At 69.6% G+C, this 19,533-nt stretch carries 12 protein-coding genes (1 of these 12 cut by a window edge); 6 read left to right on the forward strand and 6 right to left on the reverse strand.

The features are described 5' to 3' along the window. The 3 genes in view from FPZ12_RS18190 to FPZ12_RS18200 are tightly spaced (at most 53 nt apart) and all read right to left on the reverse strand, a layout consistent with a single transcriptional unit that may run on beyond the window. Positions 1 to 8,738 carry the beginning of a trypsin-like peptidase domain-containing protein gene (locus FPZ12_RS18190; RefSeq protein WP_150980394.1) on the reverse strand. The gene continues 80,251 nt to the left of window position 1, outside the view, so 8,738 of the gene's 88,989 nt are visible here — the first part of the coding sequence; its start codon is at positions 8,736 to 8,738; its stop codon lies beyond the left edge, outside the window. Between the two features lie 53 nt (positions 8,739 to 8,791). Then, positions 8,792 to 9,148 carry a hypothetical protein gene (locus FPZ12_RS18195; protein ID WP_144757136.1) on the reverse strand — a complete coding sequence of 119 codons (357 nt, stop codon included), beginning with the start codon at positions 9,146 to 9,148 and terminating at the stop codon, positions 8,792 to 8,794. Next, on the reverse strand, positions 9,145 to 9,564 hold the full coding sequence (locus FPZ12_RS18200) for a YbaB/EbfC family nucleoid-associated protein (RefSeq protein ID WP_144757138.1): 420 nt from the start codon (positions 9,562 to 9,564) through the stop codon (positions 9,145 to 9,147). Before FPZ12_RS18200 ends, FPZ12_RS18195 begins: the two co-directional genes overlap by 4 nt. Positions 9,565 to 9,644: 80 nt before the next feature. Between FPZ12_RS18200 and FPZ12_RS18205 the strand changes: the two genes are divergently transcribed. Further along, a complete protein-coding gene (locus FPZ12_RS18205) occupies positions 9,645 to 10,916 on the forward strand; it encodes a S8 family serine peptidase (RefSeq protein WP_144757140.1) in 1,272 nt (423 codons plus the stop codon). A gap of 116 nt (positions 10,917 to 11,032) precedes the next feature. Here FPZ12_RS18205 and FPZ12_RS18210 read toward each other — a convergent pair whose 3' ends face one another. Both FPZ12_RS18210 and FPZ12_RS18215 read right to left on the reverse strand, forming a co-directional pair. Beyond that, positions 11,033 to 11,329: a WXG100 family type VII secretion target gene (locus FPZ12_RS18210; RefSeq protein ID WP_144757142.1), complete on the reverse strand. Its 297-nt coding sequence runs from the start codon at positions 11,327 to 11,329 to the stop codon at positions 11,033 to 11,035. Positions 11,330 to 11,365: 36 nt separating this feature from the next. After that, entirely contained in the window at positions 11,366 to 11,719 is a 354-nt protein-coding gene (locus FPZ12_RS18215; RefSeq protein WP_144757144.1) for a WXG100 family type VII secretion target, read from the reverse strand. A gap of 268 nt (positions 11,720 to 11,987) precedes the next feature. On the opposite strand from FPZ12_RS18215, the gene FPZ12_RS18220 reads away from it, so the two are divergent. The 4 genes from FPZ12_RS18220 (at position 11,988) to FPZ12_RS18235 (ending at position 17,349) form a co-directional block, all read left to right on the forward strand. Beyond that, on the forward strand, positions 11,988 to 13,061 hold the full coding sequence (locus tag FPZ12_RS18220; RefSeq protein WP_144757146.1) for a hypothetical protein: 1,074 nt from the start codon (positions 11,988 to 11,990) through the stop codon (positions 13,059 to 13,061). A gap of 6 nt (positions 13,062 to 13,067) precedes the next feature. Continuing rightward, on the forward strand, positions 13,068 to 15,203 hold the full coding sequence (locus FPZ12_RS18225; protein WP_144757148.1) for a polyadenylate binding domain-containing protein: 2,136 nt from the start codon (positions 13,068 to 13,070) through the stop codon (positions 15,201 to 15,203). 80 nt (positions 15,204 to 15,283) lie between these two features. Continuing rightward, positions 15,284 to 16,567: a glycosyltransferase 87 family protein gene (locus FPZ12_RS18230; RefSeq protein ID WP_243769904.1), complete on the forward strand. Its 1,284-nt coding sequence runs from the start codon at positions 15,284 to 15,286 to the stop codon at positions 16,565 to 16,567. 71 nt (positions 16,568 to 16,638) lie between these two features. Continuing rightward, a complete protein-coding gene (locus FPZ12_RS18235; RefSeq protein WP_243769905.1) occupies positions 16,639 to 17,349 on the forward strand; it encodes a pentapeptide repeat-containing protein in 711 nt (236 codons plus the stop codon). Here the strand turns inward: FPZ12_RS18235 and FPZ12_RS18240 are convergent. Further along, positions 17,305 to 18,765 carry an AlkA N-terminal domain-containing protein gene (locus FPZ12_RS18240; RefSeq protein WP_144757150.1) on the reverse strand — a complete coding sequence of 487 codons (1,461 nt, stop codon included), beginning with the start codon at positions 18,763 to 18,765 and terminating at the stop codon, positions 17,305 to 17,307. The genes FPZ12_RS18235 and FPZ12_RS18240 overlap by 45 nt on opposite strands. A 69-nt stretch (positions 18,766 to 18,834) precedes the next feature. Between FPZ12_RS18240 and FPZ12_RS18245 the strand changes: the two genes are divergently transcribed. Then, a complete protein-coding gene (locus FPZ12_RS18245) occupies positions 18,835 to 19,344 on the forward strand; it encodes a nitroreductase family protein (protein WP_144757152.1) in 510 nt (169 codons plus the stop codon). The last annotated feature ends 189 nt before the right edge of the window (positions 19,345 to 19,533 follow it).

Raw genomic sequence — 19,533 nt, forward strand, 5'->3', positions numbered from 1 at the left:
CGCAGTTGGTCACGCAGGACGTCGTTGTCGGAGTCCCAGGCCTCCAGCGAGCCGAGCCTGCGGTCGATCCGCGCGATCTCGGCGAGTGCGTTCGCGGCGTCGTGGGTGGTGACCCGCACCTCGAGCGTGCGGCCGTTGACCGGTTCGGTCCACGTCGTGACGTAGCCCGTTCCGTCTCGCCACCAACGGTTCTCGGTCGTGATGAGCTGATAACCGTTGGCGGCGAGGGAATCGTTGAGCTGCTCCTCGGCTTCGCGATAGCCATCGGTGGAAACCGTGACGAGGTAACGGACCGTGCCGTCTTCGCCGTCGGGCTCCCGCGCGGTCGTCGCGCCCTCGATTTGCCTCGCGAGTTCGGCCACCGACGGCGGGCGGTAGTCCGGATCCGGCCGCGCGTTGCTCGGCTGGAACACCTGCGCCGCGCCCGCCGGCTCCGGCGCCGTCGCCCTGGCCGCTTGCCTGCCCAGGAAATCTGCCCGGTCGAGTCGGCCGATCGCACGCTCGGCGGCGGTCGCGTCCGGCGTGAGGAACCGGACAGTGACCGTGCGTTCGGTGACCGGCTCGCTCCAGGTGGTCGTGACGCCCAGCCCGCCACGCGCCCACTCGTTGTCCACAGTGTCCAGTTCGAAACCCTGCGCGCGCAGTTCCGCGATGGTGGCTTCGGCGCCGTGGACGAAGTCCTCGGACGTGACCTCGACCGTGAACACGTGCGGCCGCGCGGGATCCACCGGCCGCGGCCTCGGTTCGGGCTCCGGCGACGCCCATCCCGTTTCGACACCGGCGGGGACCGCGACCGCGGCCACCGTGCGGGCCTGCGCCTCGAAGTCGCCGTTCTGCCTCGCGATCAGCAACTGCGGCCGCGCGGCCACCGCCTCCGCCGTCAGCAGCTCCACTTCCAGCAGGCGCCCCGTCGCCGGGTCTTCGAACGTCGCGGTGACACCGAACCCGTCCTCGGTGTACCAGTCGTTCCGCAGTTCGGTCAGCCGCAGGCCGCGTTGGGCGAGCTGGTCGAGCACCTGCCGCGCGTCGCGGGTGTAGGTCTCGCTCGCGAGCTGAACGAGGTAGTGCATCGGCGCGTCGAGCGAGAACGCCGGAACCGGATGGACGAACGCGCCTTCGAGCCCGGCGATGGCGTCGAGCAGCGTGCTCACCCGGATTTCCGGCGGGGCGAAGGCATTCCGGGCGATCTGCGCGTCAAATCCCAGTGTCGCCAACGCGGTCGTGAAACCCGCGAGCTGGGGTTCCGTCCAGTTCAGCTCTGCGCCCGGCACGACCCACACCGGGCGGCCGTCGTGTCCGAAAGACTGCAGCCGCGTCGAAAGCCGGGTGGCGAGCTCCGCCGGGTCGCCCTGCTCGCCACCGAGGACGAGCGCGAACCTGTCCTGCCAAAGCTCGCCCGCCGGGGCTTCCGCCGCGCCGAGCAGGACGCCACGGCCATCGGGCAACACGACCGGCTCCGGCCCCACCACCGGCGCGATCCTGACACTGTCCACAGTGGACACGATCTCGGGCACCGCGCTGACGGGCAGCACCTCGTTCGACGTGGTGACCGGCTGCTCGAGCTCCGTGGTCAGCGCGCTGGTGAACTCGGTGAGCTGTGCCGGGCTCCACTGCAGACCGTCCGCGGCGACGACCCAGATCGGCTGCCCCTCCTGCCAGCCGAACCCGTCGCCACGACGGATCTCGTCCCCGGCGTTGCGGGCCACGCTCTCCGGCGAGCCAGGGTCACCGCCCACGACGATCGTGAAGCGCCCGTCCCACTGCTGACCGCGCGGGCCGGGGTGGTCGACACCGATCGTGATTCCGCGCCCGTCCGGCAACACCGTGCGGACGGATTCCTCGTCCTCCGGCAAGTAGTTCACCGCGCTGCCGCGGCGCAGTCGAGGGATCGACCGGACGTGCTCGCCCGCTTCCGGCGTGGCCGACTTCGCGGAGCCGTCAGCACCGACGACCACGGTCAGCGTCACGCCGCCGTAGGTGCCGCGCACGTGGAACTCGCTGAACAGGCCGCGGCCGACCCGCGTCACCTCGGACGGGTTGGCGATGACGGCCTCGACCAGTTCCGAAACCCGCTCGCGCCGGGCCTCGGGGCTACGGTCCGCGCCGAACCAGCTGCGCTTGAGCACCTTCCCGCCCGGGGCGGTGGCGGTGTAGTCGATCGTGCCGAAGATCCGGTCGAGCGCCTCTTCGCCCAGCGTGGCCGAGTTGTTCCGGTACTCGGGCACCCAGCCGTCCGGGCTCATCCCGAGCACGCGGGGCCCCGGCCCGGTCGCGTCCGGGCTGTCGAGCGTGATGCCGAGCCGGCCGGCCAGTTCCCGGCCGAGCTCGTGCAGGTCGAAGCCCATGCTGAACGGGTCCACCCCGCGCCGCACCGACACGTACACGTGCTCGCCGGACCAGGCGTCCGGCGTCACCGGTTCCGGCGCCGGGCCGCGGCGCCCGCGAACCCACCGCGCGAACCGCCTGGTGTTGCGGAAAGTGTTGCGCTGCCAGACTCCGCGCGCGTGCTCGGCTGCCCGCCGGAGCGGGCGGCCGGGCGAACGCACGCCACGGTCGCCGTCGAGCACCCTGGCGATTTCCGTTGCCGTGACCGGATCCAGCCCGGGGGTCGCCTGCCGCAGCGCGTTCAGCACCTCCGACGGGGTGCTCCGCACCAGCCTCACGAGCTGTTCGTGCGTCTCCGTGGACGCGTCCGGCAGCAGCTGCGCGACCAGCGCGTCGAGCTGCTGGTCGCTGGTGCGGGCGGTGTCCCTTGCGGTGAAGATCCGCTGCGCGACCTGCGCGCGCACCGCATCGGTCACGTCCGGGGTGCGGCTCACGATCTGGCGTGCCAGCTCGTTGTGCACCAGGCGCGCGTCCTGGATGAAGGAGACCAGCTCGTCGGACGCGTCCGGGACCAGCGCCTCGACCTCGGCGATCACGCCTTGGTCGGTCAGGTCCGGCCTGCCGTCGACGAGGTCGGCCAGATCCTGCTTGGCCTGAGTGCTCGCGTCCGGGGCCAGCTCGGCTATCCGGCGCGCCGTGTCCGGCATCGACTCGCCCTCGACGAGCCGGACGAGCTGAGCCCGGTTCTCGTCCGAGACGGTCGGCAGCAGCGACCGCAGCTGCTCCGCGAGCTTCCGCTCCGCGCTCGCTGCCCGGCTTTGCGCCACCTGGGAAAGCCGCCCGCCGACCCTCGCGTCGATGAGGTGTCCCAGCAGTTCCGGCGACGTCCCGTGGACCAGTCCGACGATCTGGCTGACCAGCCTGCCCGGCGCGCCCGGCAGCAGGCGGGCGATCAGCCTGCCCAGCGTGAACCGGCGCAGCCCCGGCCGCTCCGCGACGACCCGCGCGAGCCGCTCGCCGACCGACTGCCCCGGCACCATGCTCGCGAACGCCGCGAACGTGGCGGGCGACGTCTCCCGCATCATCCGCACCAGCTGGTCCACGGCCTGCGGGCTCGCACCGGGCAGCAGCCGGTTCACCAGCTTCACCAGTTCGGCGCGGCTGATACGGACCTGGTTGCGCACCGCGGCGGCGACCAGGTCCGCCACCTCCGCCGGGCTGAGCCGCACGGTCGGGTCGACGACGATGCTGAAACCGTGCCCGGGGTCGCGGAACAGCCGCACACCGCGGGCGAGCGGTTCACCTTCGCCTTCGCCCAACTGCGGTGCCCGGAATTCCGCCGGTTCGTCGACGGTCGCCCGGATCCGCAGGGTGTGACCGGTGGCCTCCTGCACGAAAGTCAGGACGACGTCGGTGCCTTCGTTCCGGGTTTCGCCTTGCTGCGCATAGCCGTTCGCCGTCAAGGTGTCGGTGAACCGCTGCACGTCGTCGCTGAACGTGGACCCATCGGCGAAACGCACGAGGTAGCCGGAGGAATCCCCGGTCGTGGCAGGCGAAACCGTGGCGTCCGGGTTCGCCGCGAGGCTCGCGTTGTCCACCTGCGCGACGGCGTCGGCGAGATCCTGTCCCGCCTGCGCGTGGTACGCCTCGGCGAGCGACGGCGTAGCGGTGACGTTCGGGCCGGCCACCAGCTCGACGCGAAGGATGTTGCCATCGGTGTCGACGGTGACGTCGACAGTCAGCCCGCTGCGGCTGCCCCGCACCAGCCAGGTCCCGTTTTCCTGCTGCCGCACGGTATCCGGCGTGCGGGCGACCGAGCGGACGACGTCACCGAGCAGCGGACGGACGTGCTGATCGGTCAGCGCCTGGCTCGCATCGACGCCGCGCGCGGTGGCCTGTCCGAGTACCCAGCTCGTGCGGACGGTGGGGCTGCCCGGCTCCACGACCGAGGGGCCGTGCGCGCCGAGGAAGTCGTTCAGCACCTCGTCGGCGAGCACGATGGAACTCAGCGCCGGATGCTCACCCGCCACCGTGTCCCAGGCATTTCCCCGCACCGCGGGAAGTTCGACGACGCCGAGGCCCTCGGGTTCGACCGAGCCGTTGAGCACCGCGTCGCGCAACGCCTGTCGCTGGTCGGTTTCACCGGTGCGCGGCCGCGGCATCCGGTCCACGTCCGCGGCGGCGCGGCGGGCGTCGGCCGCGTCGGCTGTCTCCAGCCGGAGGGTCAGCTCGTTGCCGGTGTCCGGGTGCACCCACCGCGTGACCAGTCCCGGGTCGCCGTTCGCCCAGCCGTTTTCGGCGCCCTGGAACAGGAAACCCCGATCGGTGAGGTCCGTGAGCACGGCCTGCGCGTCGCCGGCGAAGGTGTCCTCGGAGCCGAGCACGATCGAATAGGACGGCGCGCCGGGGGCGGCGAGTACGTCCGGCACGACGGCCGCGTCGGGGAACTGCGCCCGCAGCGCGTCGACGATCGGGCGGAGCTCGTCGTTGTAGGTGGCGGCGAGCCTGCCGTCGCTGAGGTTGCCGAGGCCGTGGACCGTCTCCGCGGCGAGGCCGAACGCCCGCGACATCCGCAGCCCGGTCATCAGCCTGACCTGCATCGCGTTTTCCGGCCCCTGCCCGGAAAGCACGATCTGCATCGGCGTGATCTGCACCGGGCGCCCGTCGATGATCTCCACCTGCGGCGGCACCACCTGGACCTCGCCCGCCGGGAGTCCTGATTGGACACTGAAGTGCACGTCGACGACATCGGCGCCGAAATGCACCCGCCACAGGGAACCACCGAGGTGCTCCACCCGCGTCGGCTGCTGCGCCATGCCGTTGCCGTTCGCCGCCGGCGGCGCCGACTGCGGCACCGGCGTCGTACCCGGTTGCGCGGCGGCCGACTGGAGCAGCCTGTTCGCCATCGCGTCGGCCACTTCCGGGCTGCGGTCGGTGCTGCCCTCGCCCGCGTCCATCCGGTCGACCCTCGGCCCGGACTGGCGCTGGAAACGCTCCACATCGGACTGGTTGAACGCGGTGACCGGTCCGTCGGAGCCGGGGATCGCCCTGCCGGGGACGCCGAAGTACGCCTCCCGCAACGAAGCGTCGAGCAGCCGGGCCGTCTCCTGCGCGTCCGTGGTCATGCCCAGCGCGATCGTGGTGACGCCGGTCTGGGTGCCGTTCTGCCACCCGCCGTGCCGGATGACGAACGAGCCGGGCGCCACCTGCGTGCTGTGCACGATCCGGACGGCGACCCTCGTCCCGGCTTCGCGGTATTCGACCAGTGACACCCCGTCTTCCGACGTGCTGACGTGCACCGGTTCCCACAGGTTCGGCCCGGTGAGGTCCGGCCCGAGCCCGCGCGCCGCCGACTCCGGGTCCGCCGCCAGCCGCGCCGCGAGGCGGGCCCGCAGCGCGTCGATCGCGTCGCGCAGCGGCTGGGTGTCCTCGGCATCGGCGGCGGGTGTGGTGGACCGGAACACCCGCACCAGCCGGGACGCGGCGCGGCGGAAGTCACCGCGGTTGGCGCCAGGATCCCCGTCGCGCACCGTCGTCGTCCCGTGCACCGCGCCCGCGCTGCCGGGCGCGACGAGCGGAGTGGTTTCGAAGGCCTTCTCCAGCAACGCGCGCTGGGCCGACTCGATCATCCGGCCCGCGATCTCGAAGTCGGGCGAGCCCTGGGTGGACAACGTCATCACGGCGTCCGCGGTCTGCACCCAGCCGTTCTCGGTGAGCTCGAACCGGCCCTCGGTGAAATGCGCCTCGTGGGGCGGCACGTCACCGCTCATCACGACCTGGACGCGGACCTGGTGGCCGTCCGGCGACGTGGCAGTGAAGGTCTGCGTGCTCGGGTCGACGTCCGAGACCTGGACGACCTTGGTGTTGTGGAAGCCTTCCAGGTTCCTGGCGTGCAGCGGGCGGAACGCGTCGTCCCACTGGACGGTGTTCCCGGCAGGCTCGCCGACCGTGAGCGTGTGCTGCCCGCCGCCGACCGTGTCGCCCAGCCTGCGCACCTGCGGAGCGTCCGATGTGGACGATTGCTGGGCGGTTTGGTTGCCGTCGTGGGTGTTCTGGGGCTGCGGTTGGTCGGGAGTCTGGGTTTGTTCTGGGTCCTGCGTCTGGGTTTGCGCCGGGCTGTGGTCCGGGGTCTGGGTCTGAGTTTGGTCCGGGGCCTGGGTCTGCGCCGGGTTGTGGTCCGGAGTGGACGGTGCGTCGCCGGTGGTGGCCGAGGCGTCAGGGGTCTGCTGCGCGTCGGGGGTCTGCTGTACGTCGGGCGCGCTGTTGGTGGTGGCCGCCGTGTGCGCGGGGGTGCGGGCCTCCGGCGCCTGACTCGTGGTGGTACCGGCGGCCTGCTGCGCGGTTTTCCCTTCCTCGCCGTGATCGGTTGTCGCCGTCTGGCGGGCCGGGGCCTGCTGCTGCGTCTTTGCCTGTTCGTCCGGTGCGTGATTCGTCGTCGCCGTCTGGTGGGCGGTGGCCGGGCTCGAAGGCGCCGCCGCGGTCTGTCGCGAAGCCGAACCGCCCTGGCTCCCCGCGCCGTTCGACGAACCGGCCGAGCCCGAACCGGCCGAGCCCGAAGATCCCGCGCCGGAGGTGATCGTCCCACCGGCCGACGGCACCCCGGCACCCGCCGTCGTCGGCGTCGTCACCGTTGTCACCGTTGTCACGGTCGTCGGAGTCGTCACCCCGGAACCGCCGGTGAACAGGCTCGTGAAGTTCTCCGCTCCGCCCCAGCCGGTTTCGGCGCGGAAGTTCATCATCGAGTTCTCGAACAGCGCGCGCTGCGTCGGGTTCAGGCCCCACTCGCGCTCGCCGATGAACTGTTCCCAGTGCCCGCCGACCGCGCCCTGCATGAACGCCGAACCGACCGCACTGTCCTGCAGCGCACCGAAATCGCCATGGCCGAGATCGCTGAACGCCTGTTTGATGGAGCCCCAGGTGACCTGCCCCGCGTCGCCCTGACCGCGATCGGCCTTGTTGGTGAAGGCGTAGTCGCTGTCCGGCGCGCCGAAAACGCCGGGGTGCGCGTTGTGCAGCGTGGCGTCGAGGCCCATGAACATCTGCGTGGACAGGGTCGCGCCCAGCGCGCCGGTGACACCACCGATCCCGCCCAGCATGAAGAAACCGAGGCTGCGGTGCGCGAGACCCAGCGGTGCGCCACCGAGGAACGCACCCGTGAACGCGGCGATAGTGCTGGAAACCCGGTACCCGTAGGCGCCGCCCGTCTCCAGCACGGTCACGCCCTGGCCGACGACGTCCGAGAGCATGCCGAACTTCAGCGCGCTCTGCAGGCCGTACCCCATGAGGGATTTCTTCGCCAGAATCCCGTATTTGGCGAAGCGACCTGCCGAAGTCTGCACGGTCCGCTCCACCGCGGACCTGGCCGCGGCCTGGAGTTCCGGGGACAGCTTCGTCATCGCCCTGGCCGCCGCCTTGCCGCCGAGGCGGACCGAGGCCTCCTCCGCGAGCGCTTTCCGGAACGCGCGGGTCTTCAACTGCTGGATGAGCTCCCGGCTGACGCCTCGGGCGGCGCCCTCGCGCGTTGCCTGCCGCGCGGCCGCTCGAATCGCATGCTGCTGCGCCTCCCGCGAAAGACTTCGCCCCGCAACGCGGCTCGGGGCAAGGTCCCGGCCCAGATCCTTGCCGCGCTCCAGCGCGTCCCGGCCGAGCGTCCGCCACGCGGCGGGGTCGGTCGGGATGTGCGAACCCACGTTGCGCCCGAGGTTCTTGGCTCCCTCGGCGATGTTCCGCCCCGCGGCCCGGCCGCCGACCCGCACCAGATCCGGCGCCATCCGGACGGCGGCGGGGAGCACGAACTTCGCGAACCCGTCCTCGACGCTGTGCCGGCCCGCGGCGGCCAGCGCGCGCTCCCAGGCGTCCTTGATGGCCGTCCGGAGTGCCAGCAGCGCGACGGGAATGCTCAGCAGCGACCCGCCGAGCGTGCCCCAGGCCATCAGGATCGCGCGGACCAGTTCGAAGGCCATCATCGCGAGGTTGGCCTCGAACATGTTGATGTGCAGCACGGTCGACTGGTTGAACTGGGAAAGCCCCAGCGCCAGCGAAAGGTTCCCCTCGACGAGGTCGTACATCGTCTTGGCGAAGTCCGACATCATCTGGGACAGCGAGACCGGCGTCCCGTCGCCGCCCCAGTCGACGAGCAGGTCCTTCGTCAGCGACGTGGTCTGCTTGCTGAAGTCCGCGGCGTGCTGGGCCTTCGCCAGCGCCTGCCGCATCGCCTCCGCGGAGATCTTCGGGTCCGCGTCCGGATATTTGCCGAAACACCAGTCGATCACGTTCTCGACGGCGTGGTCCGGCACGAACTCCATGCCGAGGAAATCGCTCCACTCCTTGATGCAGTGGTCGACCGCCTGCGCGAAGGCGGTCATCTCACGGGAGAGGAAAGCAGCGGAGTCGTCGATCCAACCGCCTGCCACTGCTTACCTCCTTCAGTGCTCTGCTTGGGGTGAAACGAAAATCCGGCGACCGGCTACGCGGGGTCGATCTTGTCGACCTCGTCCTTGCCGTCGGCGTCGGTGGTGATGAACGTGCTGATCGCGGTGACCACCTGGGTGCCGATGGTGCCGAAGTTCTCGCCCATCTGGTGGTCCTGCGTGAACATGTCGCCCAGTGCCTCGTTCGCGCTGTGCGCGCCCTTGAAGAAACTGGCGCGCGCCTTGTGCCCGATTTCGTCCTGGCCGAAGCATTTGCTCTCGTCCAGGCTGGTGCAGATGTCGTTGACCTTCGCGCGTGCGGCGCTCGCGTACTCCGAACCCGTCTGCGCCCACTGCGCGCCCTTGGCCATGATCTCGGCTGGATCGCCGTTCATGTCGATGTACGTGCTCACCGGTCCTCCTTCTGTTCGGCGTAGAGCTCGGCGTCGGTGCGGAACATGTCCGGCAGTTCGTCCCTGTCGGGGGCGTACTGCGCGCGCAGCTCCGCCATGTCCGGCGGCAGGCCTTCTTCGAGGACTTCCCTGGCCTGCGCGCTCACGTCGCGCGCCGCGGCATTGGCCGTGTGCACGATCTTCGCGCTCAGTTCACCGGCGTCGGGATTGCGGAACACCCGCGGGTCGATCTCCAGGTCCACGAGCTGGCCACGGGAACCGACGACGGCCTTGACCAGCCGGTCGTCCGACCAGGCCACGCCGGTGAGCGCCTGCATTTTCGCCTGTGCCTTGGGAATGTTCTCGGCAGCCTTGCTCAGCTGCGCGAGCATCTCCCGGAAAACGGGGTTCGGCCCGTCACTGACCGGAAAACTCATCGTGTCCTCCTCGCGGATCCGCTCGGAAATTCGACGCCGAGTCCACTTGCGAGGTTCCGTAGTGGGCTAGCATCCCTTTCATGGCAACGAGAAAAATTCCTCGTGCACTGCTCGCCGCGGCCACCGGGATCGCCACCGTCGTGGCCTCGGCCCCCGAAGCCGCCGCTCAGCAGAACCAGTGCGTCCAGCCGGGCACCACGATCACGGCCGCGCCGTGGTCGCAACAGCTGCTCGCGCCCGAACGGGCCTGGCCGATGACCACCGGCGCGGGCCAGAAGGTGGCCGTGCTGAGCACCGGAACCGGCACGAACCCGTTGCTGCAGGGCAAGATCGCGGCACAGACCAGCGTCGCGCCCGGTGAGTCCGGCGGTGGCTCGAGTGGGAAGCCGGACTGCCTCGGCATCGGCACCGGAGTGGCCGGGCTGATCGTGGGCCAGCGCGTCACGGGCATCGGTTTCCACGGTGTGGCACCGGACGCGCAGCTGCTTTCGGTGAAAGTCGCCGGGGACGAGTTCCCGCAGGGCCTGCCGACGAACTCCGTAATGCCGGAAACCCTGGCCTCGGGCATCAACTGGGCCGTCGACCACGGCGCCACGGTGATCGCGGTGCCCACCATCAGCTACCTCGACAGCGACGCGCTGCGCGCGGCCGTGCAACGAGCGCTGAACGCGAACATCGTCGTAGTCGCCGCGACGGGCGAGCGGGACAACAACGAGACGCTGCCCCTCACCCCGTACCCGGCCGCGTACGACGGCGTCATCGGCGTCGGGTCGATCGGGGAAAACGGCGAGCTGGCCCAGAATTCCCGCGCCCAAGCCGTGGATATCGTGGCACCCGGCGAAAACGTGGTGACCACGTACCCGGACGGCGGCCTCGGCGCCGCGGTGGGCACCGGCTTCGCCACCGCGTACGTGGCGGGCAGCGTCGCACTGGTCCGCTCCTACCGCCCACAACTGTCCAATCAGGACGTCGAACGCCGCCTCCTGGCCGCGGCGGCGCCCGCGCCCGAAGGCGCCGGCAGTGCGAGCTACGGCTACGGCGTGCTGAACCCGTACGCCGCGGTGGTGGACAACGTCACCGACGGCACCCCGGCTGCCATGCCGGCGTACCAGGCGCCCGTCGTCGATCAGGCCGAAAAGGCAAGGGAGGACGCGGAAAACAGCTCGGCCCGGCTGGCGTACATCCTGGCCGCGGCCGGTGCCGCGCTCGCCGCGCTGCTGGTCGGCGCCATCGCGTTCGGGCCGCGTGGCCGCAACCGCCGCTGGCGTGGCGGGCTGGCGGCGGCCCCGGTCGAGCATCCCGAGGACGAGCTGCCCGAACCACCGGCCCAGCTGTTCGCCGACCGTCCCTGACGGACGGCGGGCGGCGTCCCGCATCATTTCCCCTCCCCCCGGTTTGTCCATTGTGGAGACAAAGAACCGGTCCCGGAGTCAGGACTCCGGGGCCGGTTCCAGCCGTGCTCGAGACGTCAGCCGCCGAAGAAGCCCGCAGCCCTGATGTCCGCGTTGATCAGGTTCTCGACGTTGTTGACCACCGCGGAACCGACCTCCGAGTGCGCGTTGCCCAGCCCGTTGGCCTTGACGGTCCACTGCGCCTGCGCGCGCTCGAACGCCTGCTGCGCCTGACCGGCCCAGGCTTCCCCGGCGATGGCCATCGCGTCCTTCTTGAGGTCCTCGAACAGCTGGATCAGCTGGCCGGCCTTGGTGGTCGTGCTCGACCCCATGTCGCTGACGGCCCCGCTGACCTTGATCATCGGATCGGTCATGCCTGTCACACCCCTTCCTGGTTTGCCCGGGTCCTGCTACAGCCTGCTGCCGAAGTTGCCCGCCATGCCGCCACTGTCGGCGGAGATCGCGGCCAGGTGGCTGCGGTCGTCCTCGTCCTGGCTCTGCATCAGGTTGACGGTCCGGCCGATGGCGGACTCGAGGTCGTCGAGGATCGGCTTGAGGTTGTTCTGCCAGTAGGGCTCGAGCTCGTCCTGCTGCTTGCTCAGAGCCGCGTTGGCGGCGGCACCCGACCAGGTCGAGCTGCTGACCGCGTCGACGACGCCGGTGCTGATCCCGGTGACGACCATGTGCGCTTCCAAGCCGTACTTTTCGATGATCTTCTGGATCTCCCGGACCTGTGCCGGATCGAGCTTCTTTTCGTCGGACATAGCTCACCCCTCGAAGTCACTAGCCAGGTGATGCCGACGGTAAGCGAGCCCACTGACATCGGGCGGACACCGAAAATCCCCGTCCGATCGCAGGTCAGGCACCTCGCGCGGGGGCACCGGTGCGGTCCCGCTACGGGAAGCCCGTACCGGCGGGCACCCGGGTACGGCATTCTCTGCGGTGGAACCAGTCGGATCGGGAATTCAGGGGAACCCTTGACCGAGTCTGGTTGTCTAAGGAAGAGCTGCTCGACCACTGGACGGAGGGGCGATGGCCGACGCGGGGGAAGACTGGGCACTCACGAAGGCGAAGCTGACGCACGACCCCCACGAGATGGAGGGTTACGGCAACAACGTCGCGAGCATCGGCAAGAACTTCCAGAGTGACATCAACGGCCCCGTCCAGCTGATCCGGGGCGGCGGGGAGGAAACACAGGTCAGCACCGGGCATTTCCCCGAGGGCGACCAGATCCAGCAGCTGCTCTCGCGCAACGCCACCGAAATGAGCCAGTTCCTCCAGGCGGCCTATCAGAGCGTGGTCGCGCTGTCCTCGGTCGCGCTCATCTACTCCGAGCTGTTGCGCACCACGGACCTGAACGGCTCGCAGGCGGTGAACGCGATCGACTGGGCGTTCGCGATCCCCGGCGCGGACAAGCCGAAGGGGCTGCCGTCCTTCGTCGACAACTCGACGCTGCAGGGCGAGATGAGCAAGGTGACGGCCACCGACACCACGGGCGAGAAGCTGCTCTCCTCGCACGAGGTCGGCAACGAGACGTTCTCCACGTATTCGTTGGCGGGTGGTGGAATCCACACCGTCGTGCAGGGCCCCGGCGGCAACAAGACCGAGGCGTTCTACGACAAGAACGGCAACCTGATCACCGAAACGGTCGTCGCCGGCGGCAGGTCCACGACGACCACCTACAGCACGAAGACCGGTGAGAAGACCGGGCGGACGCTGAAGATCAGCGGCGCGAACGGCGCGGCCACCACGTACTCCGTCGATGTGAAGACCGGCAAGAAGTCCATGACCTCGCAGACGTACAACGTGCAGTCGGCGCCGGGATCCACCTCCATCACCGACGTCGACAACTCGAACATCACGGTGCGCTACAACAGCGAGGGCAAGGTCACGCAGACCGTCACCAAACACGACGACAGCGTCTACAACAGCGACGGCACCTACACGCGCAAGTACTACACCGAAACCGAGACCGCGGACGGGAAGACGACGACCAGCGACGTCCGGGAGATCACGGAGCAGCCGCAGGCCGTCACCTCGGACGCGTGGAACAAGGTCATCCAGGAATCGATCGACGACACTTCGAAAAAGGTCGAGGGGCACTGACCGGCGATGGCGGGTAACGACGACCAGTACTTCGGATTCGACCACAGCTGGCTGAGCGCGGTCTCCACCGGCGACAAGCCGTACATGATCGGCGGCAAGTACGAGCCCACCTACTACTCGCAGACCTGGGACGGCGACCAGCCCAGCGACCCGACGTACTCGATGGACGAGACGAAGGCGGCCGACGACTCGGCCAACGCCAGCACCATCGAGATGGTCAACCTGGAGCTCATGGGCGAGCAGCCCGGTACGTCGGACGACCTGTCGATGCAGTGGGGCAAGCTCGGGCTGATGCTGGCGGGCATCCAGCTGCAGCTGCGCACGCAGACGCAGACCATGGCCGAGGGCTGGGATTCGCCGGCGGCCAAGGAGGTCTACCTGCTCAAGGTCGGGGAAATGCTGGCGTACCTCGATGTCTGGCAGTACGCGTCGTCGGTGAACTCGGTGAACCTCGCGAACCTCGCCTCGCTGCAGCGGGAGGCGCAGGACAAGATGCGCACGCTGTGGGCCGAATGGCAGAAGGCCAAGAGCCAGTCGATCACGAACGAGATCGATCTCGCCGGCATCAAGTCCGCGATGAGCGGGTACGAGCAGGAGCAGGACAGGAAGGCGGGGAAACTCGGGTACCAGAACCGTTCGCTGGACGAGAACCACGAGGACTTCAACCACCGGGCGCGCGTGCTGGCGAGCGAGATCGCGACCACGTACGCCCCGATCATCCAGGATCTCCGCGGCGGGCACGCGATGATCATGGAGCCGTTCAACGCGCACATCCACCCCGGCGCGTTCGGCACCCCGATCCCGAGCGTGTCCACGCCGGGCGCTCCCCCCGGGGCGCCGGGGGCGCCGGGCGGCAGCCCACCGTCCACTTCGGCCGGTCCGGTGCCGAGTTTCGCCAAGAATGCCCCCAGTGTTCCGGACAACCTCACCGCGCCCACCGACGGACCGCCGGTCGCGCCGAACGCGACCCCGCCCGCGGTGCCGTCGATCACGGACGTGCCGAACGTGCCCGAGGTCGGAGCGGGCGGCGGGCCGATGATGGTGCCGCCGGCCGTGCAGCCACCACCGGTGCCGAACATGCTGCAGGCGCTGTCCACAATGGCCCCGTTTCTGGCGAACCCGAACCTGTCGGTGCCGAACGTCCTGAAGAACATGGGCAAGAACCTGCCGAACGTGCAGCCGCCGTCGATGCCGGACACGCTCGGCGGCGGGAGCACGCCCGGCGGCACGCCCCCGGCCGGTGCGGCGGACCTGGAGAACCTGCCGAATTCGTTGTCCACGCAGAACGGCATGTACCCGCCGGGCACGATCACCCCGCCGCCGGGCGGCAGTGTTCCGCAGGAACAGCAGAAGCAGCAAGGGATGCCCGGCTCCCAGCTGACGCCGCCGCCGGGTTCGTCGATGGGGCAGAGCCCGCAATCCCGGCAGTCGCAACGAAACGGCGCGCCTGCCGGTCGCGGTCCTGGCTCCCAGCTGACGCCGCCGCCCGGTTCGTCAATGGGGCAGAATCCCCAATCCCGCCAGGGAATGCAGGATGGGAGCGCGCCAGCCGGTGTCTCACCCGAACTCGCGGACGCCTTCCGGCCGCCGCCCGCGAGCACGCCTTCCGTGCTGGGCAACGAATCGAAGCGGCGCGTCCGGCCGGGCAGCCTGTCCGAAGGTATCCAGAGCGAGTACCAAGGTCTGGGCGGTGCGACTCCGCCCGTGCTGGGCAACCCGCGCCGTGAAGGTGCGGGCAAGGGCATGGGCCGTCGGCCGCGCCCGTTGCGGAAGCTGTTGCGGCGCGACAAGAAACTGCAGCCGCATGAGCTCTCGGAGTTCCTGAGCGGGTTACCCGCGGCCACCGCGCCGGTGCTGGAAGGCCGAGTGCACCAGGAACCGGTCGAATCGGTCGGCGAGGTCCCGTCTTCGTTGCTGGCGCCGAAGCACGCGCTGCCGGAGCCGGACAAGCACGCCCGCCCCGTGGAGCACGCCGACCGCACAACGCGTGTCGCGCATCAGCCGGCTACGGGCCAACCCGACGTTTCCCCCGAAAACGCCTGGGAGGTGGAAAACCCAGGCGGACCGATGGTCGCCGGGCACACCCCGGCCAAGCACAACCAAGTGGAGGCAACACCTCTGGACAACCGCTCGACGAGCTGAGTCAACGGTCGGTAAGAGTGCGGGAGGCCACACCGCTTCGCGCTTCTGCCGGTGAATGGGTCTGACCTAGGGTGTCCGGCGTGACCGGACGGCTGAACGGAGTACGCGGAGCCGTGCACCGATGGGCCGAACGGGCTCGTACCACCGTGCACGGCTGGGGCGCTTTGCCTGCTCGTGCCAGAGGGTGGCTGCTGGTGGCCGGGTTGCTGCCGGTGATCGTCGCGGGCATGGTGTTCAGCGGTTTGTCCCCGACGGACCTGCAGGTCTACCGGTTCGGCGCGCTCGCGCTGGCCGCCGGGCACGATGTGTACGGTCCGCTGCCGGTGCCGACCGGAAGCAATCCGTTACCGTTCATCTACCCACCGTTCGCGGCCTTGGCGTTCCTGCCGCTGGCGCTGCCCTCGCTGCCGCTGGCGGCGGTGGCGATGGCCGCCGCGTCGGCTGGTTCGCTCGCGGTGACGCTGCACCTCGTGATCCGCCGAATCTGGACGACGGCCTCACGCCGTGTCGCCTGTGGGTTCGCCGTCGCGTTGTCGTTGGCGTGCGTGGCATTGGAGCCGGTGCGGGAGACGTTCAGCTTCGGCCAGGTGAACCTGGTGCTCATGGCGCTCGTCGCGGTCGACTGCCTCAACGACCGGCCGGGGTGGCGGCGGGGAATCCTGGTCGGTATCGCCGTGGCGGTGAAGGTGACGCCCGCCGTGTTCCTCCTGTTCCTGTTCCTGCGTAAAGACTTCCGGGCCGTGCGCAACGCGGTGCTTTCGGCTGCCGTGGTCTGCGGGCTGTGCTGGTTCATCGCGCCGGACTCGACGCGACGGTACTTTTTCGGCGGCGAACTCACCGGCGCGTCGGGGTTGAGCGGCTCGCCGTACGCCACGAACCAGACGATCACGGGTGCCCTGAACAGGCTCGCGTTGCCCCCGTCCTGGCACGAGGCGCTCTGGTTGTTGCTCACCGGTGCGACCGTGGTGCTCGGCGTGATCGCGATCCGCCGGGCCGACCGGTTGATGGGGCTGATCCTCACGGCGCTCACCGGGCTCGTGATCTCGCCGATCTCGTGGTCGCACCACTGGGTGTGGATCGCGCCCGCACTCGTGCTGCTCGGCGGCCGGGCCCTGCGCGCGGCGAACCCGGCCGCACTGGGCGGGGTGCTTGCGGTGGGCGTGATCTTCGTCGTCGCACCCCATTCCCACCTGCCGGCCACCAACGGCCGTGAACTGACGTGGACCCCGTGGGAACACCTCATCGGCGACTCGTATCTGCTGCTGGGCCTGGCTTTCCTGGCGTGGAACGCATTCCGCCCCCTAGCCCGGCGAGGCGTGCGCAGCCCCGCAACGGACACACAACCGGCGGTGTCCTCGGCCTGATTTCGTGACTGGCGGCATTCGCGGGCGTTGACCTGCTGGTTTCTTTTCGCCCTTTACGGGCAGACCTGACGTTGCGGGAGAAAGCCAACGAGGATCTGCGTTTCGACGCGGCCGAACGAAGGATCACCGAGCTATACCTCAAAGCCGTCGAACACCTGGGATCGGAAAAGGCTCCGGTGCGACTTGCCGGGCTGTACGCGCTCGACCGGCTTGCCCAGGACAATCCACCACAGCGCCAGACGATCGTGAACGTCATCAGTGCTTACCTGCGCATGCCGTATCAGCTCCCGGCCGACAACGGTGAACAGTTGCAGGAGCGTGAAGTCCGGATCACGGCCCAACGGATCATCACCGGCCATCTCAACCCGGACAACGAGGACGGCAGCCGGTTCTGGGAGCACATCAGGCTGGACCTGAGCGGCGCCCTGCTCATCGACTTCTCCCTGCAGTCCTGCGAACTGGGCGACTCCCGTTTCGACCGGTTCGACCGCGGGACACATTTCCTGCGGGACACCAAGTTCACGAAGTCATCCTTCGCCGGCACCGCGCTTTTCGGGCAAGCAGTGTTCGCGCGCGACGCTGACTTCGACCGGTCGACGTTCCTGGAGGACGTGTGGTTGGGACGCGTGGTTCAGTGGCGCCGCGTTCAGCAGCTACACCGCCTTCCGCGACGCCACCCTCGACGGTGTCCCGTTCGAGCCGTGGGAACTCAACCCCCGCGACCTGGACCCGCTGGACTAAGCGGGCATGCGGTTGATCGCGTGGTCTCCCGTCGCCCATAGGTATTGCGTCGCGTAGGCGCGCCAGGGGCGCCACGCGCTGGAATAGCGGGTCAAGGCCGCCGGAGTTGTTGGCAGGCTTAGGGATTCGGCGGCGTAGCGGATTCCTAGGTCGGTCGGAGTGAAGGCATCCGGGTCGCCGAGGGCGCGCATCGCGATGGTTTCGACCGTCCACGGGCCGAAACCGGGCAGCTCCGCGAGTTGCGCGCAGGCCCGTTCCCAGTCGCTGCCGGTGCTCAGGTCCAGCGCGCCCGTCGCGAGCGCTTCGATCAACGTCGTGAGGGTTCTGCGGCGACTCTCCGGAAAGGCCAGGTTCGCCGGATCCAGCTCGGAAAGTGCCGCCACCGAAGGAAAAACGTGCGTCAGCCCGCCCGCGGGGTCCGGCACCGGCGTGCCGCAGGCCGTCACGAGGCGGGAAGCGTGGGTGCGGGCCGCGGCGGTCGAGACCTGCTGCCCCAGCACCGCACGCACGGCGAACTCCTCGGCATCCACGGTCCGCGGCACGCGGCGGCCGGGCGCCTTTCGCACCAGGGGCGCGAGAACCGGGTCTTCGCTGAGGAGCGCGTCGACCGCGACCGGGTCGGCGTCGAGGTCCAGCAGCCTGCGACAGCGGGCGATCGCGGTGGTCAGGTCACGCAGATCGGTCACGTTCAGCCGGCACTCGACGTGCTCGGGCGTCGGACGCAGCGCGACGATCCCATGCCCGTGCGGCAATCGCAGCGTGCGCCGGTACGCGCCGTCCCGCCATTCCTCGACGCCGGGCACTCCGGTCGCGACGAGATGGCCGAAGAGATTGTCCGGGCAGAGCGGCGCTCGATATGGCAGGCGCAGCGAAATCGCGCCGGACGACGGTTGCTGCCGGGACCGGGTGCGCAACTCGCTCGGGGTGAGGGCGAAAACCTCGCGGACGGTTTCGTTGAACGTCCGGACGCTGGCGAATCCGGCCGCGAACGCCACATCCGCCATCGGCACGGCGCTGGTTTCGATGAGCAGCCGCGCCGTCTGCGCCCGTTGTGCGCGCGCCAGCGCGAGCGGGCCCGCACCGAGTTCCGCGAGCAGCTGCCGCTGGATTTGCCTTACGCTGTAACCCAAACGCGTGGCCAGCCCCGGCACACCCTCGCGGTCGACGACACCGTCCGCGATCAACCGCATGGCCCGCGCGACGAGATCCGCCCGTTCGTTCCACTGTGGAGAACCCGGGCTCGCGTCCGGACGGCACCGTTTGCACGCGCGGTAACCGGCCTGCTGGGCAGCGGCCGCGCTCGGGTAGAAGCGCATGTTCCGCACCTTCGGCGGAACGACGGGACAACTCGGGCGGCAGTAGATCCGGGTGGTCACCACCGCGCAGAAGAACCACCCGTCGAACCGCGCGTCCTTCGACTGCACCGCCCGGACGCACCGCTCCCTGTCCTCATGCACGCTTCCAGCATCCCCGCTGGTGCGACGTTCGCCTAGCAGGATTGCGACATCGTCCTCGACAATGGGGCGATGGAAACCCGGGACGCCATCACCGCACGCCGCAACGTCCGCGAGTACACCGGGGACCCCATCCCCGGCGAACACCTCGACCGGATCCTGGAAGCCGGCCGCCGCGCACCGTCTTCACGGAACACCCAGCCGTGGGACTTCGTCGTGGTGACCGACCGCGACCGGCTCGTCGAACTGGCCAAGGTGTGGCAAGGAGCCGGGCACGTGGCGGGCTCAGCCGCGACGATCGCCCTCATCGGCCCGGTGCACGAGGCCGGCGGCGAGCGAGTGCAGTACGACCTCGGCCAGGCCACCGCGAACATCATGCTCGCCGCGACCGACCTCGGCATCGGCTCCGGTCACTCGGCGGTGCGGGACCAGGTGCTGGCGCAGGAGCTGCTGGGATTCCCGGACGACCGGGCGTGCCTGTACCTGATCGCGCTGGGGTACCCGGCCGGACGACCTTTGCGGCCGATTCGGAAGCCGGATCGGCGGGCGTTCGACGATGTGGTGCATCGGGAGCGGTGGTAGTCGGGTTTTTGGTTGCGCTGGTTGGTTGCGCTGGTTGGTGGTTGCGTTGGGGCAGCAACGGACGCGCGGGGCGCGCTGTGTGGACCCCTCCGCCGCCCCGATCTGTGAGTGTTTGCGATCTTGGGGCTGCGTCAAGGCGGGAAAGAGTACCTTGACCCAGCCCCAAGATCGCAAAAGCAGGCTGGGGAT

Origin of the sequence: Amycolatopsis acidicola, assembly GCF_007713735.2 — a bacterium.
Taxonomy (GTDB): Bacteria; Actinomycetota; Actinomycetes; order Mycobacteriales; family Pseudonocardiaceae; genus Amycolatopsis_E; species Amycolatopsis_E acidicola.